The 15,620-nt window shown below is 48.2% G+C and carries 16 protein-coding genes and 1 riboswitch; of the genes, 8 read left to right on the top strand and 8 right to left on the bottom strand.

The window, feature by feature from the left end; genetic code table 11:
• Positions 1–97: type II toxin-antitoxin system RelE/ParE family toxin (locus Q9O24_03570; protein ID MDQ7074230.1), on the top strand; the 97-nt coding region annotated here is incomplete at its 5' end.
• A gap of 10 nt (positions 98–107) precedes the next feature.
• Positions 108–392 (top strand): putative addiction module antidote protein, encoded by a 285-nt coding sequence (locus Q9O24_03565; protein MDQ7074229.1) that lies wholly within the window; start codon positions 108–110, stop codon positions 390–392.
• Between the two features lie 58 nt (positions 393–450).
• Here the strand turns inward: Q9O24_03565 and Q9O24_03560 are convergent, their stop codons facing one another.
• From Q9O24_03560 to thiC, 3 genes are all read right to left on the bottom strand, one after another.
• A complete protein-coding gene (locus Q9O24_03560; protein ID MDQ7074228.1) occupies positions 451–648 on the bottom strand; it encodes a nucleotidyltransferase substrate binding protein in 198 nt (65 codons plus the stop codon).
• Between the two features lie 8 nt (positions 649–656).
• Positions 657–2,000, bottom strand: coding sequence for a PD-(D/E)XK nuclease family protein (locus Q9O24_03555; protein MDQ7074227.1), 1,344 nt, complete (start codon positions 1,998–2,000; stop codon positions 657–659).
• A 135-nt stretch (positions 2,001–2,135) separates the two neighbouring features.
• Positions 2,136–4,028, bottom strand: a complete 1,893-nt coding sequence (gene thiC / locus Q9O24_03550) for a phosphomethylpyrimidine synthase ThiC (protein MDQ7074226.1) — start codon at positions 4,026–4,028, stop codon at positions 2,136–2,138.
• A gap of 47 nt (positions 4,029–4,075) precedes the next feature.
• Positions 4,076–4,166, bottom strand: a riboswitch (TPP riboswitch).
• A gap of 101 nt (positions 4,167–4,267) precedes the next feature.
• Here thiC and Q9O24_03545 point away from each other — a divergent pair.
• Entirely contained in the window at positions 4,268–7,558 is a 3,291-nt protein-coding gene (locus Q9O24_03545; protein ID MDQ7074225.1) for a DEAD/DEAH box helicase, read from the top strand.
• Between the two features lie 26 nt (positions 7,559–7,584).
• Here Q9O24_03545 and Q9O24_03540 read toward each other — a convergent pair whose 3' ends face one another.
• From Q9O24_03540 to Q9O24_03530, 3 genes are read right to left on the bottom strand one after another with little or no spacing between them, the layout of a single operon-like run.
• The gene (locus Q9O24_03540; GenBank protein MDQ7074224.1) at positions 7,585–8,313 is read right to left on the bottom strand and encodes an HIRAN domain-containing protein; all 729 of its coding nucleotides are present in this window, start codon (positions 8,311–8,313) and stop codon (positions 7,585–7,587) included.
• Entirely contained in the window at positions 8,310–8,930 is a 621-nt protein-coding gene (locus Q9O24_03535) for a hypothetical protein (GenBank protein MDQ7074223.1), read from the bottom strand. Before Q9O24_03535 ends, Q9O24_03540 begins: the two co-directional genes overlap by 4 nt.
• A 31-nt stretch (positions 8,931–8,961) precedes the next feature.
• Positions 8,962–9,303, bottom strand: a complete 342-nt coding sequence (locus tag Q9O24_03530; GenBank protein ID MDQ7074222.1) for a hypothetical protein — start codon at positions 9,301–9,303, stop codon at positions 8,962–8,964.
• Positions 9,304–9,379: 76 nt separating this feature from the next.
• On the opposite strand from Q9O24_03530, the gene Q9O24_03525 reads away from it, so the two are divergent.
• Together Q9O24_03525 and Q9O24_03520 are read left to right on the top strand one after the other, a co-directional pair.
• Positions 9,380–10,039 carry a protein-L-isoaspartate O-methyltransferase gene (locus tag Q9O24_03525; GenBank protein MDQ7074221.1) on the top strand — a complete coding sequence of 220 codons (660 nt, stop codon included), beginning with the start codon at positions 9,380–9,382 and terminating at the stop codon, positions 10,037–10,039.
• Positions 10,040–10,190: 151 nt separating this feature from the next.
• The gene (locus Q9O24_03520; GenBank protein ID MDQ7074220.1) at positions 10,191–11,420 is read left to right on the top strand and encodes a TolC family outer membrane protein; all 1,230 of its coding nucleotides are present in this window, start codon (positions 10,191–10,193) and stop codon (positions 11,418–11,420) included.
• Between the two features lie 16 nt (positions 11,421–11,436).
• Here Q9O24_03520 and Q9O24_03515 read toward each other — a convergent pair whose 3' ends face one another.
• Both Q9O24_03515 and Q9O24_03510 read right to left on the bottom strand, forming a co-directional pair.
• Entirely contained in the window at positions 11,437–11,856 is a 420-nt protein-coding gene (locus tag Q9O24_03515) for a PIN domain-containing protein (protein MDQ7074219.1), read from the bottom strand.
• Positions 11,840–12,112, bottom strand: coding sequence for a hypothetical protein (locus Q9O24_03510; GenBank protein ID MDQ7074218.1), 273 nt, complete (start codon positions 12,110–12,112; stop codon positions 11,840–11,842). Before Q9O24_03510 ends, Q9O24_03515 begins: the two co-directional genes overlap by 17 nt.
• 133 nt (positions 12,113–12,245) lie before the next feature.
• On the opposite strand from Q9O24_03510, the gene Q9O24_03505 reads away from it, so the two are divergent.
• Genes Q9O24_03505 through Q9O24_03495 form a run of 3 tightly spaced genes read left to right on the top strand, consistent with a single transcriptional unit; the run spans position 12,246 to position 15,616 of the window.
• Entirely contained in the window at positions 12,246–12,929 is a 684-nt protein-coding gene (locus Q9O24_03505) for a transglutaminase-like cysteine peptidase (GenBank protein ID MDQ7074217.1), read from the top strand.
• Positions 12,926–14,995, top strand: a complete 2,070-nt coding sequence (locus Q9O24_03500) for an HD domain-containing phosphohydrolase (GenBank protein ID MDQ7074216.1) — start codon at positions 12,926–12,928, stop codon at positions 14,993–14,995. The genes Q9O24_03505 and Q9O24_03500 overlap by 4 nt, the downstream gene beginning before the upstream one ends.
• Before the next feature lie 45 nt (positions 14,996–15,040).
• Positions 15,041–15,616: a LemA family protein gene (locus tag Q9O24_03495; protein MDQ7074215.1), complete on the top strand. Its 576-nt coding sequence runs from the start codon at positions 15,041–15,043 to the stop codon at positions 15,614–15,616.
• Positions 15,617–15,620: the final 4 nt, after the last annotated feature.

Here is a 15,620-nt window from a genome sequence, read left to right as displayed (position 1 = left end):
ACAAAATAATGAACTCATCATTCTGCTTTGTGGCGGTGATAAATCAACACAACCCAAAGACATTCAAAAAGCAAAAATACTGGCCAAAGACCTTTAGGAGCTATGCTATGACTACCAAAGTATCTGCGTTTAACCCAATGGATTATCTTGAGACAGATGAAGAAATTGCACAATATCTTAATGATGCCTATCAAGACAATGACAATCCAGAGGTTTTTGTGATTGCTCTTGGGCATGTTGCCAAAGCAAGAGGCGTTGCTGATATTGCTAAAAAATCTGGCCTCAATAGAGAAAGCTTATATAAAGTTTTTTCTGGTAAAGCCAAACCTCAGTGGGCAACCATTCAGGGTGTGATGAAAGCATTGAATATTAATATCCGCGCTGTTTCTTGATAAAATTCAAACGCATCCATTCACATTATAAATCTCAATCCCCACTCGCTCGATATGATCAAGCAAATTCGGTCTGATAGAAGTCTTCTATGACATTCCAAGCCAGTTCGTAGTTGTATTCAAACGCCTGAATTACACCCTGTCTTTCCAGCTCCGACAGCTCTCGCTCTGCCATCAATGCCACGGCACGATCAAGTTGTTTTATCGTGTTTTGAAAAATACCAAAGCAATGAATCCAACGAACGATTTCTTTCATAAAGACCTCTAAATTTTAGCGCCCTTTATTAAAACCCCACTACGTCTCACCTCATCAACTAACGAATTTATGTCTTCAACAGCTTTATCAATCACCTCCCCCATCACCTTACTATCAACAAGCATCTCTTCATCGTTTTCACCAAAATCTTTAAAATCAACACGATCATTACCTTCAACCCCTCTAACACCACCATCGCTAGTCAACCATAAACAACCTTTTTTGTCGGCATCGTAAGAAATTTCTTTTGGAAAAATGTCACTAAAATTTTTTCCTTTTGATCGACAAACAAATGTTTCATTTACACTCCCTTCAACCCTCTTTCCATCACTACTTTCAGACAAACACAGCCCATAGTATACTTTATCCCAAATCTCCACATGCAATCTCATATGCAATGAACCACTTGCACCATCAACTTCTCCCAAGTCACAAAATACTCCAAACACTTTGTTTCTATATTTATAGTAACCTTCAACACTATCATCAAAACTTTTCCTACACTTAGGTGAATGTGACTCTATAAAATAGTGATCAAATTTAACACTATTTTTTCCATTAAGCTTCTTTAGAAGAGAAGACCAAAACTTTTTTTGAACAGCAACCTTAGCTTCATTCAAAACTTTACCTATCTCAATAGCAGCTTTCAAAGCTTCACTACCTTTAGAAATCTTTTTCAGCACTTTCACATCCAGCCCTCCATTTATCCCAACGAGTTTTTCAACTAAGATTTTATACTGAATCAACGCCTCTCTAAGCACACTTTTTTCAGCTGAAATTTGGATACACTTTGAGATCCAATTTAAAATATTTTCGGAAAAGCAAATTTGCTCATAATCAACTTTTTTCTCGCCCTTAACATAGCTGTTTTCACTAGCCTCTTTTCCATCAAGCGTCAAATAAAACAACTTTGGCTTTTGACTTCTTCCCGCTCTACTCTCCAATGTCTGGTAATAATCATACAACTGACGATTTTGGTCTTTCGCATCAATCTTAAGCTCAATACCAATCACTGCGCTATCCGTCTCAAGAGTGAAGTCTATTCTCCTATCTTTCACTGAGTTTTCAGTGCGATCTTCTCTCTTCGGGTTTCGTGCCGTTTCATAGTCCTTACAATCAAGAACAATTCTTGCAAACTCAGTTAAAAACACATTACCTTGACCATGCCTTCCTCTAGGGTTAAGCAGCTCATAGATAAACCGAGAGTGTGTTCTAACCTCATCACGCCCCACCTTCAAAATAGAGAAAATATTGAAATTCTCACCTTGCTTGTTGGCATGTTCTTCATGACATTGAATTACCTGTATTACCTGATCCAATAAAGACTGACAAGCGTGAATATCATCACTCATATTTTTCCCTTATAAAATACTACACATCATAACAAGGCAACAAAATTTTGTTGCCCTCCATAATTCATACAAAACAAGCAAAAAAACTCCCCGACAAAGCGAGGAGTTAATTACATTCGATTTACACCAGAAGCCCTAAACCTCCTTATAAATCTCCGCGCCCTGCTTTTTAAACTCAGCCGCTTTTTCTTTCATCCCCACTTCAACCGCCACTCCAATGTCTTTCAAGCCGTTCTTTTTTGCGTAATCACGCACGTCTTGTGAGATCTTCATGGAACAGAAATTCGGTCCACACATGGAGCAGAAATGCGCCACCTTGTGCGCCTGTGCGGGCATGGTTTCATCATGAAACTCTTGCGCCCGCTCGGGATCGAGACTCAGAGCGAATTGATCCACCCAACGGAATTCAAAACGCGCTTTAGACAGTGCGTTGTCACGCAACTGCACCCCAGGGAACCCCTTGGCCAGATCCGCCGCATGAGCTGCGATGCGGTAAGTAATAATGCCTTCACGCACATCGGCCTTATTTGGCAGCCCCAAATGCTCTTTCGGAGTCACATAACAGAGCATCGACGTACCGTACCAACCGATCTGTGCCGCACCGATACCCGAGCTAAAATGATCGTAACCAGGCGAGATGTCCGTCACCAACGGCCCGAGAGTATAGAAAGGCGCTTCGAAACAATCTTTCAGCTCCTTATCCATGTTCTCTTTGATCATCTGCATCGGCACATGGCCAGGGCCTTCGATCATCACCTGAACATCATGTTCCCACGCGATTTTAGTCAACTCACCCAAGGTCTCCAGCTCAGCAAACTGCGCCGCATCGTTGGCATCCGCCAGACAACCGGGACGCAAACCATCACCCAGAGAGAAGGAAACGTCATAGGCTTTCATGATCGCGCAGATGTCTTCGAAATGGGTGTAGAGGAAATTCTCTTCGTGATGCGCCAAACACCACTTCGCCATGATCGAACCGCCACGAGAAACAATGCCCGTCACCCGTTCGGCGGTCATCGGCACATAAGCCAGACGCACACCCGCATGGATGGTGAAATAATCCACCCCCTGCTCGGCCTGCTCGATCAAGGTGTCACGGAAAATTTCCCAAGTCAGATCTTCCGATTTGCCCTTCACCTTCTCCAAGGCCTGATAAATCGGCACCGTACCGATGGGAACCGGTGAGTTACGCAGAATCCACTCACGGGTTTCATGAATGTTTTTGCCCGTAGAGAGATCCATCAAAGTATCACCACCCCAACGGCACGACCACACCAGTTTTTCAACTTCTTCGGCAATGGACGAAGTGACTGCCGAGTTACCGATATTGGTATTGATCTTGACGCGGAAATTACGCCCAATGATCATCGGTTCCACTTCAGGGTGATTGATGTTGGCAGGAATGATCGCCCGACCCGCCGCCACCTCAGAGCGAACAAATTCAGGTGTAACCTCATCGGGAATGTTGGCACCAAACGATTGACCGGCGTGCTGGCGCAGCAAGGCTGCGTATTCCGGCTTGGCCTGCAACTCTTGCAGACGGTTGTTTTCCCGAATCGCCACATACTCCATCTCAGGCGTGATGATGCCCTTGCGTGCGTAGTACATCTGGCTGACGTTTTTACCCGCTTTGGCTTCACGCGGCGCACGAATGTGCTCAAAGCGCAGCTTGTCTAACAGGGCATCGGCTTGGCGCTGCTGGCCGTACTCAGAGCTGGGGCCGATCAGCTCTTGAGTGTCTTCACGTTCCGCAATCCAACCGCTGCGCAGCGCAGGCAAACCCCGCATCAGATCAATCTCCACCTCAGGATCGGTGTAAGGACCAGACGTATCGTAAATGGGAATGGGTAAATTGTGCTCCACGCCTTCGTCGGTCAAGGTGTCGCTGAGACGAATCTCACGGCTCGGCACTTGAATGTCAGGCCGTGAGCCTTCGATATAATGCTTTTTGGAATTGATAAACGGACGGGTGACCTCTTCAGACAACCGTGCCGTCTCTTGAATAAATTCCTCTGGAATGGCACTCACTTAACGCTCCTCTGCCGCTGGGGCAAGTCAAAAAACAGAGGGCGGCAGCAGAAATGCATAAGCCTCCCTCCGTCGGTACAAACCGAATCAGGTTCCAAGGGACTCTCTCAGCGGACAACCGCACCCCCGGCTCGACAGCAAAGTATAGTGAAACGCTGGGTTGTTGGATAGCACCACAAACGTGGGCTGCGTTAATACCAAAAATTCGTTATTATCGTGACCTCATAAAAACAGCTCAGATGAAATCAGCCACCATGTTTATCCCCATTGATGAAAAGCAACTCCAAGCCAATGTCAGTCACGCCTATTTTCAACGCGGTCTCGATTATTACAACCAAGGCAAAGTGATTCACCTCGATCAAGACAGCAATCAAGTTTTGCACGGCAAAGTAACGGGGCGAGGCAAGACCTACCAACAAGAGGTCACATTTAATAAAGTTGGAGACAAATGGCGTTTTTACGGCAGTTGCAGCTGCCCCCTGAGCGAGAATTGCAAACATGTGGTTGCACTGCTGTTAGAAGCCCTAGAACGGACAGAATCGGCCACGGCCAGCACCTTCATGCCCTCCATCGCCACGGCCACCGCCCAGACAAACTCTTTTAATCTAGAGATGTGGCAGCAGAAAATGGCTTCCGCACTGATTGAGTCTCGCCCCTTACCCTCTCCCATCGAAACTGCACAAACGGGCCTTGTTTACAGTCTAAGTCAGCAACAAAACAGCACCAATAACCGGCTGAATCTCAACGCCTATAAAACCCGCCGTTTACTCAAGGGCGGTTACGGTGTCAGACAAGCCATCTCACTGGATGAGATCTACGACAGTTACAAAGGCCATATCACCCCCATAGATCGACAAATTGCCACCCGACTGATCAATGACCATCGCTATTCCTATGGCAACAACCCCGTAGCCGGAGAAGACGGTGCCATTGCCTTGCGTCAGTTGCTGGAGACACAACGCTGCTATTACGGCGACATCACCGGCTCAGCAAAACAACACCCCTTGCGCTTCGGCGAGGATGTCAGCGCCCACTTTGATTGGATCGAACACCCCGACGAGAGTAAAAGCCTGCACATTCGGCTGGAAAACCATCCGCATGGCCTGATCGCCCCCACTCTGCCGCCGTTTTACATCGACCCACAGAGCGGCCTCTGCGGCGAGATTGATCAGCCCCTCAACGACACCCTATTTTTACAACTGCTGAACCTGCCCACCTTGACACCCGCCGAGCAAAAACAGGCCAGCATGATGTTCAATCAGCTGCACATTAACGAAATCGTGCCGCCACCCGTCGAACTGCAACAGATCCTGATCGACCAACCTGTGCGCGCCCAACTGACCCTCAGCCGTCTCTCAGAGGAGTTCTCCAACGCACACTCCGCCCGTTTGGAATTCGATTACGGCGAAATTTTACTGGGTGGTGATGAATTAAGATCCGAACCCCACTCAACCCTGATGCGTAACGACAACGTGTATCAAATTCAACGCGACCTTCAAGGTGAAGAGCAGATTTTGCAACGGCTCGCCCAATTTGGTTTTGCTGCCAACATTGGCGATCAAGATGAAGTATTGGAACTGGTGATTCCCGCAGACAGTCGGCAAGACTCTGCTTTTTTATGGCAAAAATTTATCCGCGCCATTCCCGAGTTGGAAGCAGAAGGCTGGATAATCGAGACTGAAGACAGCTTCCAGATGCGCTTTGAACAGATCGAACAAATTGACGCGCATGTCAAAGCCGACGGCCACGACTGGTTTAATATCGGCATGAGCATCAAAATTGGCAAGCGAAAAATGGATCTGCTGCCCCTCATCAGCCAGTGGCTGGAAGAGGTCAAAGACCCCAACAGTAACGCGCCTATTTTTATTGAACACCGCCCCAACGAGTGGGTAGAGGTCGCCGCCAAACTGATCCGCCCCATCGCTCAAACTCTGATCGAACTGTTTGATCACAAAGGAGCCACTCTGCGTCTGCCAACGCAAAACGCCTCCCGTCTACACAAACTGGAACGGCTGCTCGGCAGCAGTACACTCAACTGGCGCGGTGGCAAAAAACTGCGCCAACTGGGCGAAAAACTGCAAAACTTCGACGGCATCAAAACCCTAACCGTGCCAAAAAGCCTGCAAGCAGAACTGCGTCCCTATCAACAAATGGGCTTGAACTGGCTTGGCTTTCTACGCGACTACGGCTTTGGCGGAATTTTGGCCGATGACATGGGGCTGGGCAAAACCGTGCAAACCTTGGCGCTGCTGCTGAGTGAAAAAGAGGCGCGGCGGATGAAAAAACCAAGCCTGATCGTCGCCCCCACCAGTCTGCTCGGCAACTGGCGTTTTGAAGCGCAGCGTTTCGCCCCCAAGCTCAAGGTTTTAATTTATCACGGTGCCAAACGCAAACCGCTGCTGGAAGAGTTTCATCATTACGACGTGATCATCACCAACTACCCCTTGCTGGCGCGAGACACCGAGCTGTTGATGGCCGCCAGCGACTACCATTATCTGGTCTTAGACGAAGCCCAGACGATCAAAAACCCCAAAGCACAAGCGGCCAAAGCCGCTCGTCTGCTCAAGGTCAAACACCGCCTCTGCCTAACCGGCACACCGATGGAGAACCATCTCGGCGAGCTGTGGGCGCTGTTCGACTTTCTGATGCCTGGTTTTATGGGCAACAGCAAGCAGTTCGGCAAACTGTTCCGCGCCCCCATCGAGAAAAAAGGCGACGGCGACCGACGCACCGAATTGGTGGAACGCATCAACCCCTTCTTGCTGCGCCGCACCAAACAAGAAGTTGCACCAGAGCTGCCGCCCAAAAGCGAAATTCTGCGCATGGTGGAGATGGAGCCGGATCAGCGTCGCCTGTATGAAACCATTCGTGTGGCGATGGTCAAAAAAGTCCGCCAATTGCTGGCCGCCAAAGGTCTGCGCCGTTCCCGCATCGAAATGTTAGACGCGCTGCTGAAACTGCGCCAAGTCTGCTGCGACCCACAACTGGTCAAACTGGCCAGCGCCCGCAAGGTCAAACACTCGGCCAAATTGGAGCTGTTGATGGACATGCTGCCCGAGATGCTGGCAGAAGGCCGCCGCATTCTGATTTTCTCCCAGTTCACCAGCATGTTGGCCTTAATCGAAGCTCGACTGCAAAAAATCAACATCGACTACACAAAATTAACCGGCCAAACGCGCAAACGCCAAGAGGCCATTGAGGCGTTTCAAAACGGCGACGTACCGGTGTTTTTGATCAGTATTAAAGCCGGTGGCACCGGCCTCAACCTTACCGCTGCCGACACCGTAATTCACTACGACCCGTGGTGGAATCCCGCAGTGGAGAACCAAGCCACCGACCGCGCGTACCGCATTGGCCAAGACAAACCGGTGTTTGTCTACAAACTGATCTGCGAAGAGAGCGTAGAAGAAAAAGTGCTTGAGCTGCAAAAGAAAAAACAGCAACTGGCCGATGGCATTTATGGCAAAGCCGAAGGTGAAGAGAGCAAAACGCTTACCGCTGATGAGTTATTGGATCTGTTTTCGGGTTAAAATCTTCCTACTCTGAAACTACCGATTTAACGAGCCAACGACTGAAAAACTCCACCCTCACAAGGCCGGAATGTCTTAGGCCAAGGTGCAGTGATCCGACATAATAGACGGTATTGAAGTGGTGCTTGAGGATTCACTTTTTTAACACTGACCTTAACCTGATCTGCCCCAACAATACGAAGTAGCTCAGTAAACTCAGTAGAAAAATAACGTGGCACATAACCAACCAACGTCATTGGATCACCGGTACGCAGCACCAATGCCATACTATCATGCTCATTTTGCAGATCTGACATCAGAAAAAGCGCCTCATCCACCCCAAGTTTTGCTGCTCGCGTCTGACTCTCAGAATCGAAATAACGCAAACCACGACAAAAAAAATGAGCTTGGTAACAATCATCAAAGGTCGGTTGTGGATATGGAAACAGTTCTAGGGAGTCTGTCGCTCGTAAACCACCAGTTCTCACCAACTCATCAAATGCATCGTGCGAAGAGCGCTCCAGACCCAACCAATTCATGTATCGGTCATATTCAGGACGTGATTTGGCCAAAATACGATTGGCAAACAGAGGAAATAACTCATCTGAAACATATTCTGCATTAAGATCCGTCATACGACCAAAAGGGATAAAAAGGGAGCTTTTAGCACCTTGAGTGTACACAAACCGATATTTACCCTCATCGTGACTCAAACGACCGACCGGTGCCCATTGCCGTGACACAGAGTCTTGCCACGCAACAAAAAGTGATTTCATACAACTTCCAATAAATTCAACAAACGTTTTTGATTAACATCCAACATCTTTAACGCAAACCGTCTAGCAAAAGGTGAAGCAACCTCTTCAGGCAATTCCGAAAAAATCCTTTCAAAATCATAAAACCGGATACTTTTCAGTTTTATCAACCAATATTGCCCTGCTGCCGGTCGTTTTTTAGCCGCCTCTTCAAAAGCAACAAGTGTGCTCAAGGCTTTTTTATCCTTTAAAAATTTGTATAAACCGGAGCGAGCACGACCACAATAGTGTTCAACGCCACGACCACGATCTTTTGACTCCAAACGCTCCCTTCGTATATTGTCCCTTTCATTTCGTCCCAAACTGGAAGCATGATCAAATGTAGGCGCAAGACGGAGACCGTGCTTTGGTGACTCAATGAGTCCCCAATTTTCATGATGCCTATCCTGATTACTCACCAAAGCATCCAACATCAAATAGCCCACAAACCCACCTAATGCATCCTTTACTTCCGCTGGAGCATTCCAACCAATAGGTAAACCCTTAATATTATTTAGCGCCGCCGCTACTCGGCTAACCGTGTGTTGACTCGAACGATAAGTGAGATGTTCCTTATAGTCCGCATGAATCTTGGCCAACAACTCGTTCCCATGAATGAGTCGTCCATCATTAGGTACAAATGATGGTGAAATAACCCCCCTGCCGATCTCCCCACACAGCAAGCTCATATTCAGCATGAGGCAGATCTATTAATCGACAGATTTCACAACACACCTTCTCCGCCCAATTTTCCCCTGTATTTTGACGACCCTCTTTAAACAAAACCATTCCCTCTTCAGCATTAAAATACCACTCCTTGGCTTTCGTACCTAACTGCTCCAACTGAAACGAGGCATTTTCTGGGATATTCTGAATAACATACATAAATTTAAGCTCTTGCAAATTCAACAACCACTGTGAGACATCATACCGAGAAATACGCCGCAAGTTAAAAATCAAAAACAGGGTCATGCAAAGCTTGCCCTTCTTAAAAAAAAGCCCTTAGGCTTTGCCTCAACGCTCACCCGATCACGGAGACCCAGACGGAATGAACCTCGAACAAGCTCGTTTCAACATGATTGAACAACAAGTACGCCCTTGGGATGTGCTCAACCCCGAGGTGCTCAATGTTCTCTCCAGCACACCACGGGATGAGTTCGTCCCCGCCGAGTTTTGTAACTTAGCCTACAGCGACACAGAGATCCCACTGTCCCACGGCCAAATAATGATGAAACCTGTGGTTGAAGGCCGTATTTTGCAGCACATCCAGCTCAAAGCCTCCGACATCGTCCTAGAAGTAGGCACTGGCAGCGGTTATCTCACCGCCTGCATGGCCAAATTGGCCGGACACGTCTACAGCATTGATGTCGAAGCCGACCTGACTCAAAGCGCGCAAGCCAATCTGAAACAGCACGGCATTGATAACGTCACTCTAGAAACCGGCGATGCCGCTCACGGTTGGAACAACAAACCGAGCTACGATGTGATCGTCTTAACCGGCTCCGTCAGCGAACACCCCGAGCAATACAAACAACAACTGGCCAAAGGCGGTCGTCTGTTTGTCATTATCGGTGAAAACAAAAACCCGATTATGGAAGCGCTGTTAATTCAGCGGGATAAAGATGGTGAGTACCACACTCAAAGCCTATTTGAGACCCACATCCCTGCGCTGAAACATACGGAAAAAGCCGCTGTTTTTAATTTTTAGTGACAAACCTTGTCATTCTCGTGCAACGCGGGAATGACGAACGGCTCCACAGACGTTAAAATCAGCCATGATGATAAAATTTCTCCCTCGCGGTATCTGTTCCCCTATCCTTCTTCTTGCGCTCTTTAGCTCATTGCTGCAGGCCAACACCTTGCTCGACAGCTACCAGCAGGCTCTGGCGCAGGACAGCGATTTTCAAGCCGCCCGTTACCAACTGGAAGCCAGCCGAGAGCTGTTGCCCCAAAGCCGTGCGGTGCTGCTGCCCACCGTCAACCTGAGTGCCGATGCGGCGCTGGTACACGGCAAGCTGGGAGATCGAATCTCGGATTACGACAACAACAGTCTAACCCTCTCCATCGCTCAACCCCTCTATCAATACCGAGCCGGTGCGCTGCTGGATCAAGCCAAAGCGACGGTCTCGCAGGCAGAGGTGGAGTTTGCCGCCGCACAGCAAAATTTGATCTTACGACTGGCCGAAGCCTACTTTGCCACCCTCTCTGCCCAAAATCAGCTCAACTATGCCAACGCCGAGCAAAAAGCCATCGCTCAGCAATTGGCACAGGCACAGCAACGTTTTGAGGTCGGGCTGATCGCCATCACCGACGTAAAAGAGGCTCAGGCTCGTTACGATCTGGCCATTGCCCAGAAAATTGTTGCCCAGCAGCAACTGAGTACTCGCCGTGAAGCACTTTATGTCATGACTCAAACTCGTGTTGCCCCGTTACACTCACTGCAAGAGACAATGCCCCTGACACCGCCAGAACCCACCGAGGTGGAAAGCTGGGTCAGCGAAGCAGAACAACACAATCTGTTTTATCAAGCCCAACGGCTGGCCACTCAGGCGGTACAAAAAAACATCGAAGTAGCACGCTCGGGGCATTATCCCAGTCTCGATCTGCTCGCCAGTTACCGCCGCCAAGAGAACGGCGGCGGATTTTTGCGCGGCATCAATGAAACCAGCTCGCTGACACTGCAATTTAATCTGCCCCTCTACGCCGGAGGCGCGGTGCAATCTCAGCTGAGACAAGCCGAAGCACTCTACAACGCTAGCCGCCAGCAATTAACGAAGACTCGACGCAGCACGCAGCAACAGAGCCGTGATGCCTATTTTGGTGTTCTCGCTGCCATCGCACAGGTGAAGGCTCTCAAACAAGCTCTACGTTCAACTCAGAGTGGTTTTGAAGCAACCCAAGCGGGTTTTGATGTCGGAACGCGCAGCGCCATAGAAGTGCTGTTGGCACAACGAGAAGTCCATCGCGCACAACGGGATTATCAAACGGCACGTTACGATTACGTGCTCAACACACTGAGGTTGAAGCAAGCCGTTGGGCGGTTAAAAGCAGAAGATTTAAAACAAATTAATCACTGGCTAAGCAAGTAAGAACATTTCAGCCTGTTCAGTCAGGCAATAAAAGGTTGTCAAAAGGCCGATGGTTTTTCCAACGATAGGTTCTAAAATCACGTTGATCTGTAGAAAGAATACGGCCATGCCCCAATTCTTCGGCCAGCAACAATAAAGAAGCATCAGCTAAATCCATTGGCAAATCAGCGTACTTCAACATCGCCACTTCAACTCGGCCAAGTTGTGGATTAGAAATCGTGCTTACCTGCACCAGATTCGATTGAAGTAACTGCAAAAACTGAATTTGGCTCTGCACGCCTAACTCTCGTCCCAACAGATGGCAGGTTTCGGTAATCACAGGCCAAGTTGTAATCAAATCCTCGTTACAAGACGACATAAAACTCACCGCATTTTGATGATATTTATCGCGCTGATTAATCAGCGCCAGCCAAAACCCACTATCTGCCAAGATCATGTTTTTGTTTTAATCCTTGATCGAGGTAGGTTTTATAATTTTCAGATAGATCCTCAGCTCCTGAAGCTATTCCAGCCAATTTCTTTAAAATTTTCTGGTTTCTCTGCCAAGCACTCTCTTCTGCCTGCTTCAGTTCAACGGAAAAATAGAGATCCAAAGCCTCTTTCAGCACCTCTGTTCTATTTTTATTCTGCAATGACTGCATTCGGTGAAATTTTTCTTCGTAGCTGTCATCCAGCCTTGCATTGATTCTCATCCCAACACCTCTTCGTATGACATGTCATACGAAGAGAATAGCACAAACACAGCCACGAAGCCTTGGCCTAATTTTTGTCTTATGGAACCCAAACGACTCAACTCCACACTCCATCGCCCATTCAGGAGAGATAATGCGATTGAACTGGCCTCTGATGGCTCTGCTGCTGTTTACCCTACTCGGTTCCGCCCAAGGTAACGAACATTGGCGCGACGGTCTGTTTGGCTATCGGGAGAAGATCCATAACCCAGATCAAGCTCTGTTTCCAAAATGGTTCACCATGCTGGAGCGCCACCAAGAAGCTCTTAATAAACCGGCCAAAAAATGCAAAAAGTCCTTCTATCGAAGCTGCTATGATCTGGAGTTGAACACTTTAATCCGCCGTTTACAAACCGCCAGCGGCGTGCAAAAAATAAAACGCATCCACCGCTTCACCAACAAATTAACCTACATCAGCGACGATCGAAATTACCGCCGCTCCGATTACTGGGCCACACCCGCTGAATTTTTTTTGCACAACGGCGGTGATTGCGAGGATTACGGCATCAGTAAATATTACGCTCTGAGAAAATTGGGTTTTCGTACCGATCAACTGCGGCTGGTAATTGCCAAAGACAGCAATATTAATATTTACCATGCGGTTTTGGCGGTCTATTTAAACAACACCATATACATCCTCGACAACCGTATTAAACAGGTCGTACACGATACCGACATCGCCCATCTGGAACCGATCTACGCCATAAATGAGAACAACTGGTGGCGTTATCTGCCCCCCTCTTCACAACACCGAACCGCAGCAGGATCAGCCCCATGACTTCAGCACAGACCCCACCCCGCTTAAAACACCGCTGGCTATTGATGAGCAGCCTCTTGCTCTTTTTTATTGGCTTAAGCCTTTCTCTAAGCCATCTGTTGCTGGAAAAAGAACGGCAGCGAGATTTGCGCATCTGGCAAGAAAAACTCAACCTCATCGCCAACAGTCGTCAAAGTGCCGTGCAAAGCTGGCTGCAAGATCAATACAACACCTTGGAAGCCTTAGCGTGGAACAGCTCCTTGCAACTTTACATGACCCAGTTAAACCTAAAAACCACACAAGACTCGACCCCAGACAGTTCTGAATACGCCGAACAGAGCTATCTGCGTGACCTGCTGGAAGCGAGTGCCAACAGCAGCGAATTTGCCAACCACAGCACACTGCCCCGCAGCAACGCCAATTTGCCCACATGGGGATCGGCGGGCATCGCGCTGCTGAACGCCAGCGGCAAAATTGAAGTACAAAGTCGCGCCTTTCCAGCCCAGACCCGCACTGTTGCAGAATTAATTCGCCTTGCACAACAGAGTGGCAAACGGCACTTAAGCCAACCGTATTTAAATCACAAGGAACAGCTGAGCCTCGCTTTTATTGTCCCCGTACAAGCCCTGCAAGGCGCTCATGCCCAGCCCATCGCCTATCTACTGGGCGTTCAACCCATTGCCGCAGCCTTGCAAAAAAACCTGCAACAACAAGGCTTAAGCAACTCCAGCCAAGAAAATTTGCTGTTGATAAAAGAGGTCAATCACCTCACCTATCTGAATCAACACCGCAACAGCGCCGCTTTACAACGGCGCATCAACCGCAACCAAAACATCGCTGCCGCCCAAGCAGCCAAGCAGACCGGAAAATTCATCCAAAATTTGGATTACGCAGGGCAAGAAGTGCTGCTAACCAGCCGCCCCATTTTGCATACGCCATGGATTTTAATCAGCAAAATTAATCGCGCCGAAGCACTGCAAGAGTCCCTCAGTCGGCAACGCTTTCTCAGCGGACTGCTGATTTTACTGTTTATCAGCGTCGGTTTAGGCCTGCTGGCCGCGTGGCGACACGGCACCAGTCGTCGTTACCAACAACTCAATTTACAACTCAATCAACAAAGCTCCAAACTGCAAGATCAGCAACAATTGCTGCACAGCATCACCGACAACGTCAGTGACTGCATTGCTTTGATTGACTCACAACAACGACTGATTTTTGTCAATAAAGCCCTCGCGCAAAAACTCGATAGCCAAGCAGAGCAACTGCATGGCAAAACCCTACACGACACATTTGGTCCCTACACCAGCAAACGCTTAGAACAGGCCAGCAAGCAAGCCCAAACACAACAAAAACCCTACTCACTGCGCCATAATCTGGAGATTGCCGGTAAAACAGGCATCTATCACAGCACCTTTCGCCACCTGACCCCCACCGACAACAGCGAAGCCGTTACCCTCTGTGTCGCCCATGACCTGACCCAAATCATGGCGGCGGAAAATCAGCAGCAACAGATGCTCTCCCAGTTGATCAATACCCTGACCAAAGTACTGGAAACCCACGACCCCTACTCAGTCAAACACGCTGAACGAGTCACCGAAGTAGCCGACCAACTGGCGCAGCAGCTTAATTTGAATCAACAACAACAGCAGACGGTGCATCTGGCCGCCAGCTTAATCAATGTCGGTAAATTCTATCTGCCGCAAGAGGTGTTAAATAAAAAGGAGCCGCTGACCCTCGACGAACGTCAACAAGTACAACAACACCTGCAACACACCCAAACTCTGTTACAAGAGATTAATTTTACCGGCCCTGTTCTAAAAACCATTCAGCAAAGCTTTGAACGTCTCGACGGCTCCGGTTATCCTGACGCACTCACAAACAAACAGATCCAAATTGAAGGCCGTATTTTAGCGGTAGCCAATTCATTGATTGCGATGGTGCAACCGCGCCCATGGCGTGAAGCTCTGGACAAACAAACCGCCATCAATCACCTGCTGGCCGACAGTGCTCAATACGACCGAAAAGTGGTAGCGGCGCTGCTTAATTTTGCAGAGAACCATGCGCCCGAAGATTGGTTACAGGAATAATTAAAGCGCATCAAACAATAACCCAACCCAAACAGGTTAAACATCATGGACACACCTCGGCTTATTTTTCTACTCTTCAGTGCCACTGCCGTTATTTACGCCATCTTAATTTACAACCGTTTAATCTCCCTCAAACACAATGTAAAAAAAGCCTGGGGAAACATTGATGTCTTATTAAAACAGCGCCACGATGAACTGCCCAAACTGATCGCCACCTGCAAACAATACATGCAGCACGAGCAAGAAACTTTACGACAAGTGACTGAAGCGCGCAGTCGGGTCGCCAAAGCCCAATCCCGAACCGATATGCCAGCTCTAGATCTGGCCGAAGACCAACTGCGTGCCGGTTTAGGCCAGTTGTTTGCGGTGGTAGAAAATTATCCTGAACTGAAAGCTGATGAACATTTTCAACACCTGCAAGGGCGCATCAGCAATTTAGAAAACACCATCAGTGATCGACGTGAATTTTACAACGAAGTGGTCAACATCAATAACATCCGTATTGAGCAATTTCCTGATCTACTGATTGCACACCTGTTTCATTTTGAACCTCATCGTCTGCTCAGTTTTCGCAAACACGAAATTAAAGACATCAACGTACAACAGCTTTTTAAAGGTTAAAAGT

It is taken from the genome of Gammaproteobacteria bacterium (assembly GCA_030949385.1).
Taxonomy (GTDB): domain Bacteria; phylum Pseudomonadota; class Gammaproteobacteria; order JAUZRS01; family JAUZRS01; genus JAUZRS01.
Note: the sequence above shows the minus strand (reverse complement) of the source record. Positions and strands in the feature narration are given on the sequence as shown.

What these genes read in the sequence shown, in the direction of transcription:
- Q9O24_03545 (MDQ7074225.1), top strand. Translation starts at nt 4,268, where the DNA reads ATGAAATCAGCCACCATGTTTATCCCCATTGATGAAAAGCAACTCCAA.
- Q9O24_03565 (MDQ7074229.1), top strand. Translation starts at nt 108, where the DNA reads ATGACTACCAAAGTATCTGCGTTTAACCCAATGGATTATCTTGAGACA.
- Q9O24_03515 (MDQ7074219.1), bottom strand. Translation starts at nt 11,856, where the DNA reads ATGATCTTGGCAGATAGTGGGTTTTGGCTGGCGCTGATTAATCAGCGC.
- Q9O24_03510 (MDQ7074218.1), bottom strand. Translation starts at nt 12,112, where the DNA reads ATGAGAATCAATGCAAGGCTGGATGACAGCTACGAAGAAAAATTTCAC.
- Q9O24_03500 (MDQ7074216.1), top strand. Translation starts at nt 12,926, where the DNA reads ATGACTTCAGCACAGACCCCACCCCGCTTAAAACACCGCTGGCTATTG.
- Q9O24_03530 (MDQ7074222.1), bottom strand. Translation starts at nt 9,303, where the DNA reads ATGACCCTGTTTTTGATTTTTAACTTGCGGCGTATTTCTCGGTATGAT.
- Q9O24_03505 (MDQ7074217.1), top strand. Translation starts at nt 12,246, where the DNA reads ATGCGATTGAACTGGCCTCTGATGGCTCTGCTGCTGTTTACCCTACTC.
- Q9O24_03495 (MDQ7074215.1), top strand. Translation starts at nt 15,041, where the DNA reads ATGGACACACCTCGGCTTATTTTTCTACTCTTCAGTGCCACTGCCGTT.
- Q9O24_03525 (MDQ7074221.1), top strand. Translation starts at nt 9,380, where the DNA reads ATGAACCTCGAACAAGCTCGTTTCAACATGATTGAACAACAAGTACGC.
- Q9O24_03540 (MDQ7074224.1), bottom strand. Translation starts at nt 8,313, where the DNA reads ATGAAATCACTTTTTGTTGCGTGGCAAGACTCTGTGTCACGGCAATGG.
- Q9O24_03560 (MDQ7074228.1), bottom strand. Translation starts at nt 648, where the DNA reads ATGAAAGAAATCGTTCGTTGGATTCATTGCTTTGGTATTTTTCAAAAC.
- Q9O24_03555 (MDQ7074227.1), bottom strand. Translation starts at nt 2,000, where the DNA reads ATGAGTGATGATATTCACGCTTGTCAGTCTTTATTGGATCAGGTAATA.